Origin of the sequence: Pseudomonas fluorescens, assembly GCF_030344995.1 — a bacterium.
In the GTDB taxonomy this organism is placed as follows: domain Bacteria; phylum Pseudomonadota; class Gammaproteobacteria; order Pseudomonadales; family Pseudomonadaceae; genus Aquipseudomonas; species Aquipseudomonas fluorescens_BF.
Window position 1 is genome coordinate 615,236 of record NZ_CP128260.1, and the last position, 16,834, is coordinate 632,069.

At 58.6% G+C, this 16,834-nt stretch carries 18 protein-coding genes and 1 tRNA gene; 3 read left to right on the forward strand and 16 right to left on the reverse strand.

The annotated features are described in order from the left end of the window. Nucleotide 1: 1 nt before the first annotated feature. Nucleotides 2–1,027 (reverse strand): phage major capsid protein, P2 family, encoded by a 1,026-nt coding sequence (locus tag QR290_RS02815; RefSeq protein ID WP_034153042.1) that lies wholly within the window; start codon nucleotides 1,025–1,027, stop codon nucleotides 2–4. Nucleotides 1,028–1,069: 42 nt separating this feature from the next. Continuing rightward, nucleotides 1,070–1,888: a GPO family capsid scaffolding protein gene (locus QR290_RS02820; protein WP_034153041.1), complete on the reverse strand. Its 819-nt coding sequence runs from the start codon at nucleotides 1,886–1,888 to the stop codon at nucleotides 1,070–1,072. Nucleotides 1,889–2,046: 158 nt separating this feature from the next. Here QR290_RS02820 and QR290_RS02825 point away from each other — a divergent pair, with 158 nt between their 5' ends. Both QR290_RS02825 and QR290_RS02830 read left to right on the forward strand, forming a co-directional pair. Further along, the gene (locus QR290_RS02825) at nucleotides 2,047–3,801 is read left to right on the forward strand and encodes a terminase ATPase subunit family protein (protein ID WP_289205266.1); all 1,755 of its coding nucleotides are present in this window, start codon (nucleotides 2,047–2,049) and stop codon (nucleotides 3,799–3,801) included. Continuing rightward, nucleotides 3,801–4,829, forward strand: a complete 1,029-nt coding sequence (locus QR290_RS02830) for a phage portal protein (protein ID WP_289204300.1) — start codon at nucleotides 3,801–3,803, stop codon at nucleotides 4,827–4,829. Before QR290_RS02825 ends, QR290_RS02830 begins: the two co-directional genes overlap by 1 nt. A 694-nt stretch (nucleotides 4,830–5,523) precedes the next feature. On the opposite strand, the gene QR290_RS02835 is transcribed toward QR290_RS02830, so the two are convergent. The 11 genes from QR290_RS02835 to QR290_RS02885 form a co-directional block, all read right to left on the reverse strand. After that, complete coding sequence (locus QR290_RS02835) at nucleotides 5,524–5,826, reverse strand: hypothetical protein (protein ID WP_289204301.1); 303 nt, start codon at nucleotides 5,824–5,826, stop codon at nucleotides 5,524–5,526. A gap of 80 nt (nucleotides 5,827–5,906) precedes the next feature. Continuing rightward, nucleotides 5,907–6,119, reverse strand: a complete 213-nt coding sequence (locus QR290_RS02840; protein WP_289204302.1) for a hypothetical protein — start codon at nucleotides 6,117–6,119, stop codon at nucleotides 5,907–5,909. Next, nucleotides 6,116–6,343, reverse strand: a complete 228-nt coding sequence (locus tag QR290_RS02845; protein WP_289204303.1) for a hypothetical protein — start codon at nucleotides 6,341–6,343, stop codon at nucleotides 6,116–6,118. Before QR290_RS02845 ends, QR290_RS02840 begins: the two co-directional genes overlap by 4 nt. Nucleotides 6,344–6,520: 177 nt before the next feature. Beyond that, nucleotides 6,521–7,183: a division plane positioning ATPase MipZ gene (locus QR290_RS02850; protein ID WP_289204304.1), complete on the reverse strand. Its 663-nt coding sequence runs from the start codon at nucleotides 7,181–7,183 to the stop codon at nucleotides 6,521–6,523. A 201-nt stretch (nucleotides 7,184–7,384) separates the two neighbouring features. Then, nucleotides 7,385–7,460, reverse strand: a tRNA-Thr gene (locus QR290_RS02855). 75 nt (nucleotides 7,461–7,535) lie between these two features. Beyond that, nucleotides 7,536–8,372 carry an FkbM family methyltransferase gene (locus QR290_RS02860; RefSeq protein ID WP_115076209.1) on the reverse strand — a complete coding sequence of 279 codons (837 nt, stop codon included), beginning with the start codon at nucleotides 8,370–8,372 and terminating at the stop codon, nucleotides 7,536–7,538. Nucleotides 8,373–8,716: 344 nt separating this feature from the next. Next, the gene (locus QR290_RS02865; protein ID WP_289204305.1) at nucleotides 8,717–9,952 is read right to left on the reverse strand and encodes a methyltransferase; all 1,236 of its coding nucleotides are present in this window, start codon (nucleotides 9,950–9,952) and stop codon (nucleotides 8,717–8,719) included. Next, a complete protein-coding gene (locus QR290_RS02870; RefSeq protein WP_085712748.1) occupies nucleotides 9,933–10,622 on the reverse strand; it encodes an ABC transporter permease in 690 nt (229 codons plus the stop codon). The genes QR290_RS02865 and QR290_RS02870 overlap by 20 nt, the downstream gene beginning before the upstream one ends. Beyond that, nucleotides 10,619–11,314: an ABC transporter permease gene (locus tag QR290_RS02875; RefSeq protein ID WP_085712749.1), complete on the reverse strand. Its 696-nt coding sequence runs from the start codon at nucleotides 11,312–11,314 to the stop codon at nucleotides 10,619–10,621. The genes QR290_RS02870 and QR290_RS02875 overlap by 4 nt, the downstream gene beginning before the upstream one ends. A 78-nt stretch (nucleotides 11,315–11,392) precedes the next feature. Next, on the reverse strand, nucleotides 11,393–12,142 hold the full coding sequence (locus QR290_RS02880) for an ABC transporter substrate-binding protein (protein WP_115076211.1): 750 nt from the start codon (nucleotides 12,140–12,142) through the stop codon (nucleotides 11,393–11,395). Between the two features lie 13 nt (nucleotides 12,143–12,155). Next, the gene (locus QR290_RS02885) at nucleotides 12,156–12,929 is read right to left on the reverse strand and encodes an ABC transporter ATP-binding protein (protein ID WP_019651465.1); all 774 of its coding nucleotides are present in this window, start codon (nucleotides 12,927–12,929) and stop codon (nucleotides 12,156–12,158) included. A gap of 552 nt (nucleotides 12,930–13,481) precedes the next feature. On the opposite strand from QR290_RS02885, the gene gabP reads away from it, so the two are divergent. Further along, entirely contained in the window at nucleotides 13,482–14,873 is a 1,392-nt protein-coding gene (gene gabP / locus QR290_RS02890; protein WP_289204306.1) for a GABA permease, read from the forward strand. Between the two features lie 70 nt (nucleotides 14,874–14,943). Here gabP and QR290_RS02895 read toward each other — a convergent pair whose 3' ends face one another. The 3 genes from QR290_RS02895 to QR290_RS02905 are packed head-to-tail and all read right to left on the reverse strand — an operon-like array spanning nucleotide 14,944 to nucleotide 16,808. Continuing rightward, nucleotides 14,944–15,396, reverse strand: coding sequence for a hypothetical protein (locus tag QR290_RS02895; protein ID WP_289204307.1), 453 nt, complete (start codon nucleotides 15,394–15,396; stop codon nucleotides 14,944–14,946). A gap of 6 nt (nucleotides 15,397–15,402) precedes the next feature. Continuing rightward, nucleotides 15,403–15,816 carry a hypothetical protein gene (locus QR290_RS02900; protein ID WP_064592813.1) on the reverse strand — a complete coding sequence of 138 codons (414 nt, stop codon included), beginning with the start codon at nucleotides 15,814–15,816 and terminating at the stop codon, nucleotides 15,403–15,405. Nucleotides 15,817–15,836: 20 nt separating this feature from the next. Beyond that, nucleotides 15,837–16,808, reverse strand: a complete 972-nt coding sequence (locus tag QR290_RS02905; RefSeq protein WP_289204308.1) for an alpha/beta hydrolase family protein — start codon at nucleotides 16,806–16,808, stop codon at nucleotides 15,837–15,839. Nucleotides 16,809–16,834: the final 26 nt, after the last annotated feature.

Here is a 16,834-nt window from a genome sequence, read left to right on the forward strand (position 1 = left end):
TTTAAACCGCCTCTTCCAGCTCGATGTTTTCGATGAAGGCCACGCACTCGTAGTCTTCGATCACGAAGGCATCGTTCGACGACTGATAGGTTTCAACGCGGTCGCGTTTCGGGTTGTCGAGAACGCTCCGGCGTTGGGCACCTTCCTGCCAATACACGGACAGGTTGGAGAGCTTGGTGATCAGGATTGCGTTCGCCGGGAAAAATGGAACGGTCACCGCCTGACGGTTGCCGATGCGCTTTTGGCTGGTAATCAGGTCTTGAGCCGCTTTCTGCTCAGTCGGGGCCTGTACGGTATTGACCAGCGGGAAGTACTTGTCAGCCAGGAGCGCGCTGCCGCAGATCGCGACCAGTTGGGTGTCCTCGCGATACCACGGTGCTACGAGGTTGTTGACTGCGTCGTAGACGACTGCGTCCAAAGTCTTGTAGTCGCCATTCGGGCCGACTTTGATTTTGCCCGTGCCGGGGCCGACTTCCTTCATCCAGCGAGACGGGGCATTCGCACGGATTTTTTGCAGCCAGCCTATGGCGACATCTTGCAGCAGCGGATTCGTGGTGCGATTGCTGGTCAGCGCGCGGCTGGTCCCGTTGAAGCCAACCATGATTCGATCGAGTGCGATGCGTTGAATGATCGCGTCGCGGATGAGTTGCTGAAACTGCGGGAATTTCGCCCAGGCATCGAGATTCGCGTACTTGAGATGCGTGTCGTAGTTGATCTGCTCACAGCGGTAGCGGCTGCCCTCGATCTCGAACAGGTCGCGAGTCTCGCGCTCGCCCGAGTTCGTGTCGGTCGTGCCAGCAATCGGGCCGGTAATCATCAGACCGAGAGCTTCACCTTCTTGCTCGACAACACCGATGACGTTGATGGACTTCAGGAACTCACTCGATTCCTGAACCTTGTTTTCCATGGTTTGTTGAACCTGTGGAGTAACCGCAAACTTGCTGGTTACTGCCTCGGTGTCAACGCCGTTCAACCGAGCCACTTGCTCACGATAGAGTTTCAGGGCTTGGCGAGTTTCATTGCGCATAGATTTGCTCCGGGCTTGCTAAAGGGGGTGTGCGTTCAGGGATCAGCAGTCGGTGGTAACCGCGACTTTCGAGCCAGTGGCTGATGGCCGATTCGGACTGTTGTCCGGCGTGAAGTTGAGCTGCTTGATAAGTGCGTCCAGAGCGCCGGTCTCTTTTTCGAGGTCAGCGGAAAGCTTGGTGACTTTCTGTTCCAGATCGCTCACCGCGCTGAAGCGCCCGAGCAAGTCGCGTTGGCTTTCGGCAATGATCTCGATCGCTTGGCCGTGATCGGCAAAGTTGGCGTTATCGGTTTTCGACTTGACCCCCAGTAGCTCTTTCACCTTGCTGAACAAAGTCTTGCCATCGTCGTTCGGGGTGACCGCGTCCAGCTCCAACGTGAACTCGATCGCTTCGGAGAACAGCGTGTCCTTACTTTGCTTGCGAGCGGCCAGCGGGCTGGACTGAGCCGAGGCGCTGAACTGAAGCATCTCGGTGCCCAGGCTTGCCGGGTCGTCGGTGACTGCCAGGCCGACCAGATACGCTTCGTTGGTATCAGCGAAGCTCGGATGCACTTCCATGGAGGTGTAAATCTTCTGACGGGCCTTCGTCATCGCGACCAGCTCGTCAGTCGGGTCGATCACCGCAAACAGACCGAGCTTGTTGTCATCCACCGTTTCAGCGGTCAGCGAGAGAACATCGCCATAACGCTTGAACGGACTGTCCGGCAGAACGCCTTTGAAATGTTCCAGATTGACGCGTGCGCCGTACTTGGCCGGGTTGTAGTTCGCAGCCATCTGTTCGATCCAGCTACGTTCGATAACGCGGCCGTCGGTGGTTGCGCCTTCGGTGGCAATGCGGAATTTTTTCGATTTGCTGGCCATTTCCTGTCCTTTGCGATGTTCCCCAGTCGGGCTGGGTGATTGACGCAGCCATGTTGGGGATCGCTGGCAATGGCAGGCAACGACGGGCTGATGTGCCAGCACTCAGCACAACAAGAGCTGATACGAAGTCGCACGCGCGCAACGGCATGCTTGCCGCCATGAACGAGACTACTTCCGACCTAGACCCCCGCCGCCGCGCCCGTGCCCTTTACTGGCAGGGCTGGCGTATCGCTCGAATTGCCGAGCAGCTCAATGAGAAGCCCGCGACGATCCATAGCTGGAAACGGCGGGATGCTTGGGACGATTCCGACCCGATTGAACGTGTTGGCAGCACGCTCGAAGCGCAGCTCATTCAGCTGATCCTCAAGGAGTCGAAGGAGGGGAAGGACTACAAGGAAATTGATCTGCTCGGTCGGCAGATCGAGCGGCTGGCCCGCGTGAAGCGATACGAGAAGACAGGCAATGAAGTCGATCTCAATCCGAATGTAGCCAACCGGAACAAGGGGCCGCGCAAGCCCCCCGCGAAGAACGCTATCAGCGATGAGCAGCTTGAACAGTTGAATGGCGCGTTTATGGATGGGCTGTTCGGCTACCAGAAACATTGGTTCAGGGCGGGCCAAACGGAGCGGATCCGCAACCTGCTGAAGTCCCGACAGATAGGCGCGACGTATTACTTTGCCCGTGAAGCGCTCATTGACGCCCTGCAGACCGGGCGCAATCAGATCTTTTTGTCTGCCAGCAAGGCCCAGGCACATCAGTTCAAGTCCTACATACTCGACTTTGCCCGTGACGCAGCGGGAGTGGAGTTGAAGGGGGATCCGATCAAATTGCCCAACGGGGCAGAGTTGATTTTTCTCGGCACTAACTCCCGTACCGCGCAGAGCTATCACGGCAATCTGTATCTGGATGAGTACTTCTGGATTCCCCGGTTCAAAACCTTGCAGAACGTCGCGTCGGGTATGGCATCCCAAGCCCAATACCGGCAGACCTATTTCTCTACTCCATCGGCCATTTCACACGAGGCCTATCCGTTCTGGAGCGGGGAGCATTTCAACCGAGGCCGACCAAAAAACCAGCAGATCAAACTCGACATATCCCATAAGGCACTTGGGCCGGGGATGAGCTGCGCAGACGGGCAATACCGCCAGATCGTCAACATCATTGATGCAGAGCGGAGTGGCTGCAATCTGTTCAACGTCGATCGCTTGCGGCTCGAAAAAAACCCGGATGACTTCGAGCAGCTCTATATGTGCCAGTTCATAGACGACGGCGCGAGCGTGTTCAGTCTGTCAATAATGCAAGCCTGCATGGTTGATAGCTGGGCGTTGTGGGAGGACTACAAACCCTTTGCTACTCGGCCTTTTGGTGGTCGCGAAGTGTGGGTGGGCTACGACCCTGCCGACACGGGCGACCGAGCCGCACTCGTCGTTCTGGCGCCGCCATTGGTGGCCGGTGGCAAGTTCAGGATTCTTGAGCGACATCAGTTCAAGGGGATGGACTTCGCTGCCCAGGCTGAAGCAATCCGCAAGATCTGCGATCGCTACCGCGTGACGTATATCGGCATCGACGTCACGGGGCTCGGCGGCGGGGTTTACCAGTTGGTGAAACAGTTCCGGCCCGATGCCCGAGGCTTCAACTACAGCGTTGAGGTCAAAACTCAGTTGGTGCTGAAAGCGTACGACGTGATCAGCAAAGGGCGGCTTGAATTCGATGCCGGTGCAACCGAGATCGCCGCCGCATTCATGGCAATCAAGAAAACCACCACGCCAAGCGGCAGGCAAGTGACCTTCGCTGCTGGCCGATCCGAAGAAGTGAGCCACGCCGATCTGGCGTGGGCAACGATGCACGCCATTTACAACGAACCGCTGGAGGGGACTACCCCGAGCAACTCCGGCTTCATGGAGATTTACTGATGTCGAACACGCCCAACACGCAGGCGATTGTTGATTCACCTGAGTCCAGTGCCGGGGCTATGTCCTTCAGCTTTGGGGATCCCGTGCCGGTTCTGGATCGGCGCGAGATCCTCGACTATGCCGAGTGCCTGAACGCCGGTCTGTGGTACGAACCTCCGGTGAGCTGGGAAGGGTTGGCCCGGTCGTACCGTGCCGCCGTGCATCACGGTAGCGCGATCCAAGTGAAGCGCAACATTCTGGTCAGCACCTTTCAACCTCACCGCCTGCTGTCGCGATCGGACTTTGCTCGGTGGGTGCTGGACTATCTCACCTTCGGCAACGGCTATCTGGAACGTCGGGACAGCCGAATGAAAACCACTCTATCCCTCAAGCCAGCCTTGGCAAAGTATGTCCGCAGGGGTGGCGACCTCAGCCGCTACTGGTTCGTGCCGAGCTTTGGCATGGAGCATGAGTTCGCCGAAGGTTCGTTGTTCCATCTGATGGAACCTGACATCAATCAGGAGGTTTATGGACTGCCGGAGTATCTGGCGTCCCTCAGTGCGGCATGGTTGAACGAGAGCGCCACGCTGTTCCGGCGCAAGTACTACCTCAACGGTTCGCACGCTGGATTCATTCTGTACATGACCGATGCCGCTCAGAACGAGCAGGACGTCAACGGCTTGCGCAAGGCACTGAAGGACAGCAAGGGGCCGGGCAACTTCCGCAACCTGTTCGTGTATGCACCGAACGGAAAGAAGGACGGCCTTCAGGTTATCCCGGTGTCTGAGGTGGCAGCCAAGGATGAGTTCTTCAACATCAAGAACGTGACCCGCGATGACATCATGGCGGCGCACCGAGTGCCGCCGCAGCTGATGGGCATTATCCCGAACAACACTGGCGGGTTCGGTGACGCTGGCAAAGCTGCCCAGGTCTTTTACCACCACGAGGTCGTGCCGCTGCAGGAGCGCTTCAAGGAGCTGAACCAGTGGCTCGGCGAAGAGGTGGTGACCTTCAAGCCCTACGAGATGGCTGCCCTCGGCACCGCCTGACGCTGACTGCGACACCCAGCCGCCCGAGAGGGCGGTTTTTTTTTGCCCGGCCTTCCCCGGCCACCCCAATTATCACCCAGCGCGCGGACTCGTTACCCCGCCACGCCTGCGCGCCTTTCGTGCCACTAAATATGCACCTGCATGAGTCCGGTGGAGGCCCCGTGCGCCGTGGGCTTCGAAGGGGGTGTCAGGGGTTTAAAAAACTTGCAGAATCATGCACCCAAGCGCTTGCAGTGCAGCTTTCTGCGAGGTCAGGTAGAGGGTCTATTCTGGGAAACGGGTAACCGAAGTCATCGCGGTCTTTATCTGGTTCAAGCCTTTGTTTTTATTGAAGTTTTCTGATTACCTTATATGCGTAATCGGGGGTAACTGATTTGGTAATCTATCTGTAAGTGCTTGATTTATATGGGTTATTCATATTAAGTAACTAACTCTTATAAAAGGTAATACAGTTACTACGTAGTTACTATTCAATTACCTTTATTCAATAGTGTTAAACCCTTTTGGATCGTGGGCTTGCTGGGCATCTCAAAGGATCGTGACCGGCGTTACCTTTTTCTTGTACCCCCTCCGACTTGAAAATTGCACCCGCCCCGCGTGAGGCGTGCGCGCACGTATACAGTCGCGCATGATTGCTTTCGTCCAGGCGAAAAAAAGCCCCGATCGCGCGGGGCTTGATGGCCATCTTTTCCGGTCACTGCTTCGATCGGATTTCAGCAGCGCGCCGCTGGATCTCCGGCAGCAGGATCGACTCCAGTAACTTCTGTTTGCTCTTCACGTTGGTGTTCTCGTACACAAACGCGAACTCGTCGCTAGTCGCTTTCGAGCAGCGAAACAACATGCTTTCGGTAAGCTTGCCTTCTTGTTCGACTTTGCCGATCGGAGCTGCGGCGGCAGGAGCTACCGGCGCCGTTGTGTGAGTGTCGGCACCTTCTGCAAATGCAGCCAGCGCCGCAGGGTCTACCGGTGGCTTCTTGGGTTTTACGTCGAATGCCATAACAATCCCTTTCGCTTGATATCAGATGCAACGATATCAAATGATATCGCTTGGAGTGGTGGCGTGATAGCGCTGGATGTCTATTCGCTTCGGTCGAATTGATCCATATCCGTATGGATTCGCTCCCAGTGCAGCACCGTGTAACGTCCCAGATTCAGACGGCTTTCGGTAATGCGCTGACCATAGCCACAGGTTCGCTCTTCCACCCACAAGTTGATCAGGGGGCGGCCGAGACCGCCACGGAACAGGCGCTGCAGGATGGTGCGGCGAGCCGTTTTTTCGGTCGATTTCATTGCTTGCTCCGGTCGAAGTTTTTCACTTCGAGAGTCAGTTTCAGTTCAATCGCTGCCAGCAGCATGTCGCGCTGCTTTTCCATCTCGGCGAGGCGCAGGCTTTCTGCTTTCAGTGTTTCGGCCATGCATTGCCAGCAGGCTGGTGCGCCGAGCTTCATCTCCGCCCAATCTTTTGGCTGCTCGAATCGTAGGCCGTGCTTGAGACACTCCAGCACGACATTCACGGCTTTTCACCCGCGAGTGTCACGAACTCACGATTGAAGGCAGTGACCGTCTTGTAGTGGGTGCGACCCTCCCAGATGGGAACGAGACGGTAGCAGTCTCCCCAGTGGTCGAAGCCTGGGCGACGCTGGACAGTCAGGCTGGTGGTGTACAGCGCTCCGTCGCGCTTTCTTCTGAAGTCAGGCATGGCTCGCTGCCTCGTTGCTTAGGAGGTGAGGGAACATCTCGTCGGCGAGCAACTGGATTTCTGCCCGTGCCTTGCTGTTGCCCATCTCCACTACGCCCATTCCTTTCAGCCATGCGTCCCGGTAAATCTTGCGATCGCGAATGATCGATCGGGCCAGGGTGAAGCTCTCGAACTCTACGAGCAGGGTTTTGGCGTCGGCGACTTCATTGATCACCGGGTTAGTGGGTGCGCGTGACAAAACAGCAAAGGCTTCGAGGTTGGGGTTGATGCCCTGCGCCAACCCGATCAATTCGTCGAGGTGCGGGAGAGTTTCAAGGTCTGCTTGGCTCGCCTGAGTAGGGATGATCATCCGATCCGCCGCCACCATCGCCGTGCGCAGCTCTTTGCTGTCACGACCGCCAGCATCAATGATTACGAGCTGATAACGCTGGGCGAGATCCTTCGCTGTTGCGAACACGTCTCCAGTCTTTTGAACGCAATGTACGACCGGTAGCCCTGCATCATTCCTCCGCGCAATGAACTTGGCGGCAGTGGCTTGCGGGTCAGCATCCATAACCACGGTGTCCACGCCTTTAATCGCCGCCCATACCGCGAGGTTGCCCCCGATATTGCTTTTACCCGCGCCGCCTTTCTCACAGCCGATCAGCAGAATCATGATTCTCTCCGTAATGACATGATATGAAACGATAACAAATGAAACGATATCATATGATATCACTTTATGAAAATGACTTTGTGTAGGCCGGGTGCTGAGCGTCAGGGGAGGTTGAGCAAGGGAAGGGAGGGAATTTTACGTCGAATTTTACGTATTGCAGAAACAACAAGGCCCCGCATCGCTGCGAGGCCTTGTTTTGTATGGTGCCGGCATCAGGAGTCGAACCCGAGACCTACTGATTACAAGTCAGTTGCTCTACCATCTGAGCTATACCGGCGTGTGGGCGACGATTATAGCGGCTCGGTTGCTTCTGTAAACCCCTGAATTCAGACTATTTTTGCGCGGGCTTCGATCAGGCTCGGCGCAGGACGCTGCGCAGTTTCTGAAGGGCTCGCCAGGCGCGGTTGTTCTGGAGTGCGCGCAGTTGGGCTTCGGCGTGTTCGGCGCGTTGTGTGGCGGCGCTGATTTGCGCCAGGGCGTCGGCTTCGCCGGGGCTGACGGGGTGGGCGAAGGGGTGGCCGAGGCATAGCTGGAAGTTGTCGAGCTGGCAGGGCGGCATGTCGAAGGCCGGTTTGAGGTTCAGGTGTTCGTCGGCCAGGAAGTAGCTGTTGAGGCCGTCGAAGCAGACGTTGGTGTAGCCGGCGTCGGTGATCAGGTGTTCCCAGGTGTGGTCGCGCTCGAACGGGGTTTCGATGAGGATGATCCACGGGCGGAAGCGGCTTAAGTCCATGCCGCGCAGCACGGTTTCTTCGTGGCCTTCGACGTCGATTTTCAGGAAGTGGATTTCGCGGCTGGCGGCGTGTTCTTCGCAGATTGAGGTCAGGGTGCGGGCCTTGACGGTTAGGCTGCGTACGTCGAGTCCGAGGTCGCGGCGCTCTTGAGCGGTGACGGGGTCGGCGGTGGACAGGCCGGTGCCGGGAATGCCGTAGAAGGTCACTTCGCCGGGCTCATTACTGGCGATGCATTGCAGGGTCGTGTCACGCGGGCGTTGTTGGCGCAGGGCGTCGTGGAAGTTCTGCATCGGCTCGACGTTGATGCCGCTCCAGCCGCGATCATAGAACGCCTTGGTCACCGAGTCGTGGATCGGGTCGTTGGCGCCGACATCGATGTAGAAGCCGTTTTCAAAGAACTTGAGGGCGCGCCACAGGCGGATGTCTTCGAAATTCTGTGCGTAAGAAATGAACGTCACGGTCGCTTCCTGTCGGTCAGATTTTTTCTTGTTCGGGCGTGCGCTACCTGCACGGCGTAGGTTTGTATAGCAAGGGCAGTTGGCAGGCGCAATTGCCCGTTGCCGGCGTCCGCGATTCGGCGGTTATGTCCTTTTATTCGAGGGCTTATGCACAACAGGCTTGTAGAGTGCGTGCTTAGGCAGGTTTTTGTGGACGGGTTCTCATTTGAGTCGCAAATCCCTGTTTTGCCGGTTTTTTATTTCTGTGAACAAAAAATGACCAGTGTTGTTAATGGCCTGAAACAGGCGTGGATATTGGATCCACGATAATTCCATCAACAGAGTTATCCACAGGCTGTGAAAGATTAAACGCGTTCGGCCAGCAACAGGAAATTGCGCGGTGTGAGCGGCGCTTCGCAGAAGGTGCCGAGGCGTACGACGTATCCCTGTTCGGTGAGGAAAAGTGCCCGATCAAGGTTCAGCCAAAGCTCCAGCGGGCGTCGGAACAGTCCCCGCAGCAGTTCCAGGTTGCGAACTTCGGCCAACCGCTGCCAACCGGCGGCTTCCAATGCTACCCAATCTGGCGAGCCGATTGTGGATAACTCTTTAAGCGCCGCCAGATCACGACAGTAATCGGCAAACGGTTTTTCCAGCCACGCGCTTGGCAGGGAAGGCGTTGGCAGGTATTCGTCGATGCCACGGATCTGCCGTTGCAGCAGATCAAAGGCAAGCCTGCGGGACATGGAGGTGTCACGCTGACGTCGGACGCGGGCACCGGCGGTGACGGTTTCGCTCATGGGCAGTGAAAGATCTTCCAGCGACAGCTGTAGGGCAGAGCCCGTTCCGGCGCAAGACAACGCCTGATACTCAGTACGACTGATCCGGTTGTAGCAGCACGGTGCGATCGCCAGTTGCCGACAGCCAGCGGCGGAGGCCAGTTGCATCAGCCGCACATGCAGATCGCCACACGCATGCAGGGCGACAGGCGTGTGTTCGGCGTTCAGCAATAAAGCGGTGTTCACAGCGAGCACATCCTGCTCGACATGCAGCGCATGCAGGTGACGACGCTGACTCAACGCCTGACCGCTCGCAACCAGCGCCGGGTCATATTCCAGACAGGTGAGTTGCTGATCAGCGCCGAGCAGACGCCGACCCAAATGCCCTTTGCCCGAACACCAATCCAGCCAGTGCTTCGGTTGCGCGGCAAACGACAAGCGGCTGGCGAAGGCTTCGATCTGCTGCCATTTGCGCCCCGGCACATCGACATTCAGACGATGCCCGGCGGCTTCCAGCGAATGCGCAGGCAGTTCACCCACCGCACTCAACTCAAGCGACAACGCCGCCAACGAAGCAAATGGCTCCGGCGCATCCAAGAGTTCGGCAGGTTGGTTGTGGGCGTCTTCCGCATCTTCCAGCGACCGCCCACGCAGCCACGAGGCCAGCTCCGGGCAGGACGCTTCCCAGGGAAGTTGCTGATGAGTGAACGGGCGGGGTTTCCACAGCGCCTGATGTGCTGTGAGAAATGTATCCAGTGCCGTGAAGCGGGCGAGTAAGGCCTCGCCCGTCAGCACGTCAGAAGAATCAGCGTCCCTGGCACGCATCGACGCGCAGCCAGCGTTCCAGCAATTTGAAACCGCGAACCAGCACGTAGGCCATCACCAGGTAGAACAAGCCGGCAGCGAAGAAGATCTCCACCGGCAGGTAAGTGCGGGCAATGATTGTGCGGGCCATGCCGGTCAGTTCCAGCAGCGTCACAGTACTGGCCAAGGCGCTGGCCTTGAGCATCAGGATCACTTCATTGCTGTAGGCCGGCAGACCGATGCGCGCAGCGCGGGGCAGGATGATGTAGAACAGCGCTTTTGGCCGGGACATGCCCAGCGCCCGCGCCGCTTCGATCTCGCCCGGCGGAATCGCCTGGATCGCGCCGCGCAGGATCTCGGCGATGTAGGCGGCGGTGTGCAGGGTCATGGTCGCGGTCGCGCACCAGAACGGATCGCGCAGGTACGGCCACAGCGCGCTGCTACGTACCGCGTCGAACTGCGCCAGGCCGTAATAGACCAGGAACAGTTGAACCAGCAACGGTGTGCCACGGAAAAAGAAGATGTAGGCGTAGGGCAACGAGCGCACGTACCACAGCTTGGAAGAGCGGGCGATGCCCAGCGGGATTGCCAGCAGCAGACCGGCGATGACTGCGATGGCCACCAGTTCCAGGGTCAGGGTCGCGCCCTGCGCCAGTTTCGGCAGCCACTTGATGATGACTTCCCAGTTCATTGAGCGCTCCTCGCGAAGCCGCGGGCGGCGCGTTTTTCCAGGAAGTGCATGCCGGTCATCGCCAGCACCGTCAGGCACAGGTACATGAGGGCGGCGACCATATAGAAGGTGAACGGCTGTTTTGACACCGTCACGCCGATCTGTGCGTGACGCATGATTTCTTCCAGGCCGATGACCGACACCAGCGCGGTGTCCTTCATCAGGATCATGAACAGGTTACCCAGACCGGGCAGGGCGATGCGCCACATCTGCGGCATGATCAGTTTGGTGAAGATCCGCCATTTCGACAGGCCCAGGGCCACGCCCGCCTCACGGTGGCCTTTGGGAATGGCGAGGATCGCGCCTCGGAACACTTCCGTGGCGTAGGCGCCGAAGCACAAGCCCAGCGCGATGACGCCGGCAGCGAAGGCACTGAGTTCCAGTTCGGGATTGCCGAAGAACTCTCCGAGCGCACGCATGGCGTTGACCGTACCGAAGTAGATCAACAGCACCCAGAGCAATTCCGGGACGCCGCGCACCAGGGTCGAATAGGTGCCGCCAAGCCATTGCAGCGGCTTGTACGGGGAAGTCTTGGCCAAGGCGCCGAGCAGACCGAGCACCAGCCCGAGGCACAGAGCCGTAAGTGCCAGTTTGACGGTCATCAGCGCGCCGGCGGCGAGCGCCGGGCCGAATCCGTAGAGGTCGATAATCATGGATTTCTTTTCAAATCGCGGCAGGCAAGGCGGGGAGCCTGCACCGTGGCATCACGGCGCAGGTCCCGTACGTCAGGATCAGTAGATGCTGAACGGGAAGTACTTGTCGTTGATCTTCTTGTAGGTACCGTCGGCGACGATTTCCTTCAGTGCGGCGTTCAGCTTCTCGCGCAGCGGGTCACCTTTGCGCACGGCGATGCCGATCTTGTCGCTTTCCACGACCGGGTCGCCCTTGAACTCGTAGTTTTTGCCGGCGTCGGTTTTCAGCCAGTCATAGTTGGCGTACTTGTCGGCGAGGATCGCATCGACACGACCGGAGGTCAGGTCCAGGTAGGCGTTTTCCTGGGTGTCATAAAGTTTGACCTGGATATCGCTACCGTAAGTGTCTTCAAGCCAGGTGCCAGCCAGGGTCGCGCGCTGCGTACCGATGATCTTGCCCTTGAGCGCGTCCTTGTCGGTTTTGAAGTCGACGTTTTTCGGTGCGATGAATTGCAGCTTGTTCGAGTAGTACGGGTCGGTGAAGTCCACCGCGCCCTTGCGCTCGTCGGTGATCGACAGCGAGGAAATCAGGAAGTCGAACTTCTTGGCGTTCAGGGCCGGGATGATGCCGTCCCAGTCGGAAGTCACCACGCTGCATTCGACTTTCATCTTGGCGCACAGGGCGTCGCCGACGTCTTTGTCGAAACCGACGACCTGGCCGCTGGCGTCTTTATTGTTGAACGGCGGGTAGGCCGCTTCGATGCCCATCCTCAGGGTCTCGGCCATGGCACCGGCGCTGAACGCGAGGGTGACGGCGGCGGCCAGGAAGACCTTTTTGTAGTTCTGCATGCGGGTAGCTCCGTTAGCGGTTGCTGGACATGAATTGTTTGCAGCGCGCCGAAAGCGGGTTTTCGAACACCTGCTGTGGCGATCCTTGCTCTTCTACCAGGCCCTGGTGGAGGAACACCACTTCGCTGGAGACCTGACGGGCAAAACCCATTTCGTGGGTCACGAGCAGCATGGTGCGGCCTTCTTCGGCCAATGCGCGGATGACATTAAGTACTTCCTGGACCATTTCCGGGTCAAGGGCGGAGGTGGGCTCGTCGAACAGGATTACCTTGGGCTGCATCGCCAGCGTTCGGGCAATCGCCGCGCGCTGTTGCTGGCCGCCGGACAGTTGTGCCGGATACGCGTGGCGCTTGTCGGCGATGCCGACCTTGGCCAGCAGCGCTTCGGCGACTTCGATGGCTTCGGCCTTGCTCTGGCCGAGCACGCGGCGCGGGGCTTCGATGATGTTGTCGAGCACGCTCATGTGCGGCCACAGATTAAAGTTTTGAAACACAAAACCAATCTCGGAGCGCAGGCGATTGATCTGCTTGCCATCGGCGGCAACCAGTTCGCCATTCTTGGCGGACTTGAGCTTGAGTTCTTCACCGGCCACCAGGATCTGGCCCTGATGCGGGTTTTCCAACAGGTTGATGCAACGCAGGAACGTGGACTTGCCGGAACCGGAGGAACCCAGGATCGAGATCACATCGCCGTCGCGGGCGGTCAGCGAGATGCCTTTGAGCACCTCAAGCTGTCCGTAGCGTTTGTGCAGGTTGCGGATTTCAAGCGCGGGCGTGGCCTCAGCCATGTGCGTTCCTCATATATGTTGCGCTCCAGCTGTTGGTTGGCCTTCCTGGCGAGGCGGCCAAGCTAGCATAGCGTTTCAATGGCAGCCAACAGCGCTACGAGCGGTAAACGGATGGCGTGTGGCAGGTTGTCGCATCGGCGCAGCAGACTGTCGCCCCATCAACAACCGAACGGGTGTTTGAACGTTGATTCCCGTGGGTGTCGCGTAAAAAAAGGCGCGATGTTGCCACCTTTGGCGGGGTGTTGGAAGCGCTATCCGGCCGAACGTTCCTCATTCGCCCTTTTATTGTGCATCCGTCACTTTTTAAGTGTGATTCTGGTGCGCTCGTTCGTTTGAAAAGTGAGTCGCAGGGTAACGCTTTGGCGAAAGGCCATTATTCTCAAGGACTTGCGATGACTGTCCGGACGCGCTGAAAACCGCAGGCCAGAAGAGTTTGAAACATTTTGGCGCAATTATTGCGTGCAGAATCTGGAACGCCCCGTTGGATTCTTTTTACGAGAAGGAACGCCAGACGGGCCGGACGCAATCGCTTTCCTCGCAAAGGTAGTTTCAATGAGCAGTACCCAAAGCTCCAATGGCCTCGAACAGGGGCTCAAACCGCGTCATGTGACCATGCTGTCGATCGCCGGGGTGATCGGTGCAGGTCTGTTCGTAGGCTCCGGCCACGCCATCGCCGCCGCCGGTCCCGCTGTTCTGCTGGCTTACGCCGCTGCCGGCGCGCTGGTTGTGCTGGTCATGCGCATGCTCGGCGAAATGGCTGTTGCCTCGCCGGATACCGGCTCCTTCTCGACTTACGCCGACCGCGCTATCGGTCACTGGGCCGGTTTCACCATCGGCTGGCTCTACTGGTGGTTCTGGGTCCTGGTGATCCCGCTGGAGGCCAACGCCGCCGCGACCATCCTGCACGCCTGGTTCCCGAGTGTGGAAATATGGGCCTTCGCGCTGATCATCACCATGCTGCTGACGGTGACCAACCTGTTCAGCGTGAAAAACTACGGTGAGTTCGAATTCTGGTTCGCCCTGCTCAAAGTCGTGGCGATCATCGGTTTCATCATTCTCGGCGTCGCGGCCATTTTCGGCTTCCTGCCGAACAGCCAGGTCAGCGGCGTTTCGCACATCTTCGACACCCAAGGCTTCCTGCCGAACGGCATGGGCGCTGTATTGGGCGCGATCCTGACCACCATGTTCTCCTTCATGGGTACCGAAATCGTGACCATCGCGGCCGCGGAATCGAAGAACCCGGGCAAGCAGATTTCCAAGGCCACCAACTCGGTGATCTGGCGGATCGGTCTGTTCTACCTCGTATCGATCTTCATCGTCGTGGCTCTGGTGCCGTGGAACGATCCAGCGCTGGCCAGCCTTGGTTCGTACCAGACCGTGCTGGAGCGCATGGGCATCCCGAACGCCAAGATGATCGTCGACATCGTGGTACTGGTCGCTGTGACCAGCTGCCTGAACTCGGCGCTGTACACCTCTTCGCGCATGCTGTTCTCCCTCGGCAAGCGTGGTGATGCGCCGGCCATGGCAACCCGTACCAACAAGAGCGGCACACCTTACTGGGCAGTGATGCTGTCCACCGGCGCGGCATTCCTGTGCACCTTCGCCAACTATGTGGCGCCGGCTGCGGTGTTCGAGTTCCTGCTGGCCAGTTCCGGCGCCATCGCACTGCTGGTGTACCTGGTGATCGCGATTTCGCAACTGCGCATGCGTAAACAACGCATGGCTCGCGGCGAGAAAATCGTCTTCAGCATGTGGCTGTTCCCGGGCCTGACCTACGCGGTGAACGTGTTCATCGTGGCCGCCCTGACCATCATGCTGTTCCAGGAAGCCCACCGCGTGGAAATCCTCGCGACCGGCCTGCTGAGCCTGGTGGTTGTCGCGACCGGCATGCTCGTGGCGCGTCGTCGCAAGGCGGAAAAGCGTGGTGCGGTGGTGTTGAACTGATCCGTATCGCGTAATGCAAAACGGCCGCTGTCAGCGATGACAAGCGGCCGTTTTTGTTTGCGGGCGAGGTTTATTCGCTCTTTTCTTCCTGCGCTTCCACCGACTGACCGTAGGTGTCCAGCGCAATCCCGAAATCTCTGATGAACTCCGGCTCGCTCAGCCAGGCCTGGGCGGTTTCGCGATCCATGCCATCGGCCCACATGCGGTAGTCGATCAGCATGTCGGCGGCCAGGTGAGTGGCGGCCATGCCTTCGTTCTCGGCGTTTTCCATGTCCAGCAGTTCAGGATGGTCAACGATGATGAACGCCAGTTCGCGGAGCAGCGTCAGCAGCATTTCGTTGCGGCTGACGGCTTCGGCGTCGCGCATCTTGCTGAACATCGCCAGGGTGTATTCCGGGATCGGCTCTGCGAGGTGACCGAGGTCATCGTCCTGCGCCAGGGGTTTGCGACCGACCATGCGGATCTGCTTGGCTTTGGCCTTGGCGCGCTTGGCGCGTTTCTGTTGCTTGTTCAGGGATGCCATGGGAACTCAGTTTTTCTGTTGGGTTTGTGCGGCGATTGCGTCGGACGCGGCCACATAGTCTTTCTGGAAGTCCGGCGATTCGATCCACGCCAAGGCACCAGCCTCGTCGGTCTCGGTGGCCCACTGGCGATACTCGATCAGCGCGGCGAGGATGAAATCCATCGCGCCCTCTTCGCCTTCCTGCTCGTACACCAGTTCCAGCAGCGGGTCTTCAAGGAATGCGGTGCACAGGGCCTGCTGGCTGATCTTCTCGGCGTCGATCATTTTCTTGAACAGTTCGGTCAGGTCCACCGACTCAAAATCGATGCGGTCGTCGTTCGGGTCCAGCTCGACCGGCGCTTCCGCACGTTTGGTGCGGTTCTGCTTGGCCTTGGTCTTGGCCCGGGCGGCGCGTTTTTGCTGCTTGTTGGCGGAAGCCATGGTGTGTGTTCCGTGGTGCGTTAAAGGGCTTGGCTGCGTAGGATTTTGCGCCCCGGTGTGTCGGAGGCCAGTTCGCCGGTCTGCAACCAGGTCAGAGCGATGGGCCATAGTGTGGCTTGGTATGCGCTGCGAAAAAAGGCGAAATGTCCGACTTGCTGTTCGCCGATGTCCTGCGGCTCGATTCGCAGGTGGGTCTTTTGCGCGTTGTGGAAGTAAGCGAGCAGGCGTTCGATGGCGGGAATCGTGCCGTAGGGGTCGTCGCTGATGCTGATTGCCAGGGCTTTGGCCCGGACGTTGGCGAAGGGCAAGTCGGTCATCGTTCTGCCGCTTGGACGTCGTTCATAACTTGCAGTAGGCGTGCTCCAGTCGCGCACCACGCCTGCGGGCGTATCTTCCAGCCAGCCAAGGCGTTTGCCCGGAAAGTAGCCACAGAACAGTGTGACCAGCGGCATCAGCAGATGCCATTTGCCGAACATCCGCCAGCGGTGTTCGGGCGCGTAATCGCGCCAGTAGGCGAATTGCGCGCCGACCGTCACCAGTCGTCGGATTATCTTCCCGGACGCCCCCAGGCCTGCTGCGCAGCCGCCGAAGCTGTGCCCGACCACATCGATCGGCTGCCCGGGAAATTCCCGTTGCGCGCGTTTGAGCATCGCCTCGAAATCCAGCGCCCCCCAATCCGTCCATGAAGCCTGCAAATGCCTCATCGACTTCGGTCGTGATTCACCAATGCCCCGGTAGTCGTAAATGATCACGTCAAAGCCGTTGGCGAACAGGTACGCCGCGAAGCGTGAGTAATGGCGGCAGCGCACGGACGTGGCGGCGTTGATGATGACCACTGGGCGTTGTGGGTCTGGTGAGGCGTGACGCCAGGTGAAACCGCCGAGCAGATAGCTGTCGGCGGCGGGTTCCTGAAAGGGTGCATCCTGAACATCGCTTGCGAGCGTGGTTTCGCTCCGGGCATCTTCCAGTGCGTGCGTCTCTTGAAAACCCATGGCTCTCGACCTTCGCGGAGTAGCTG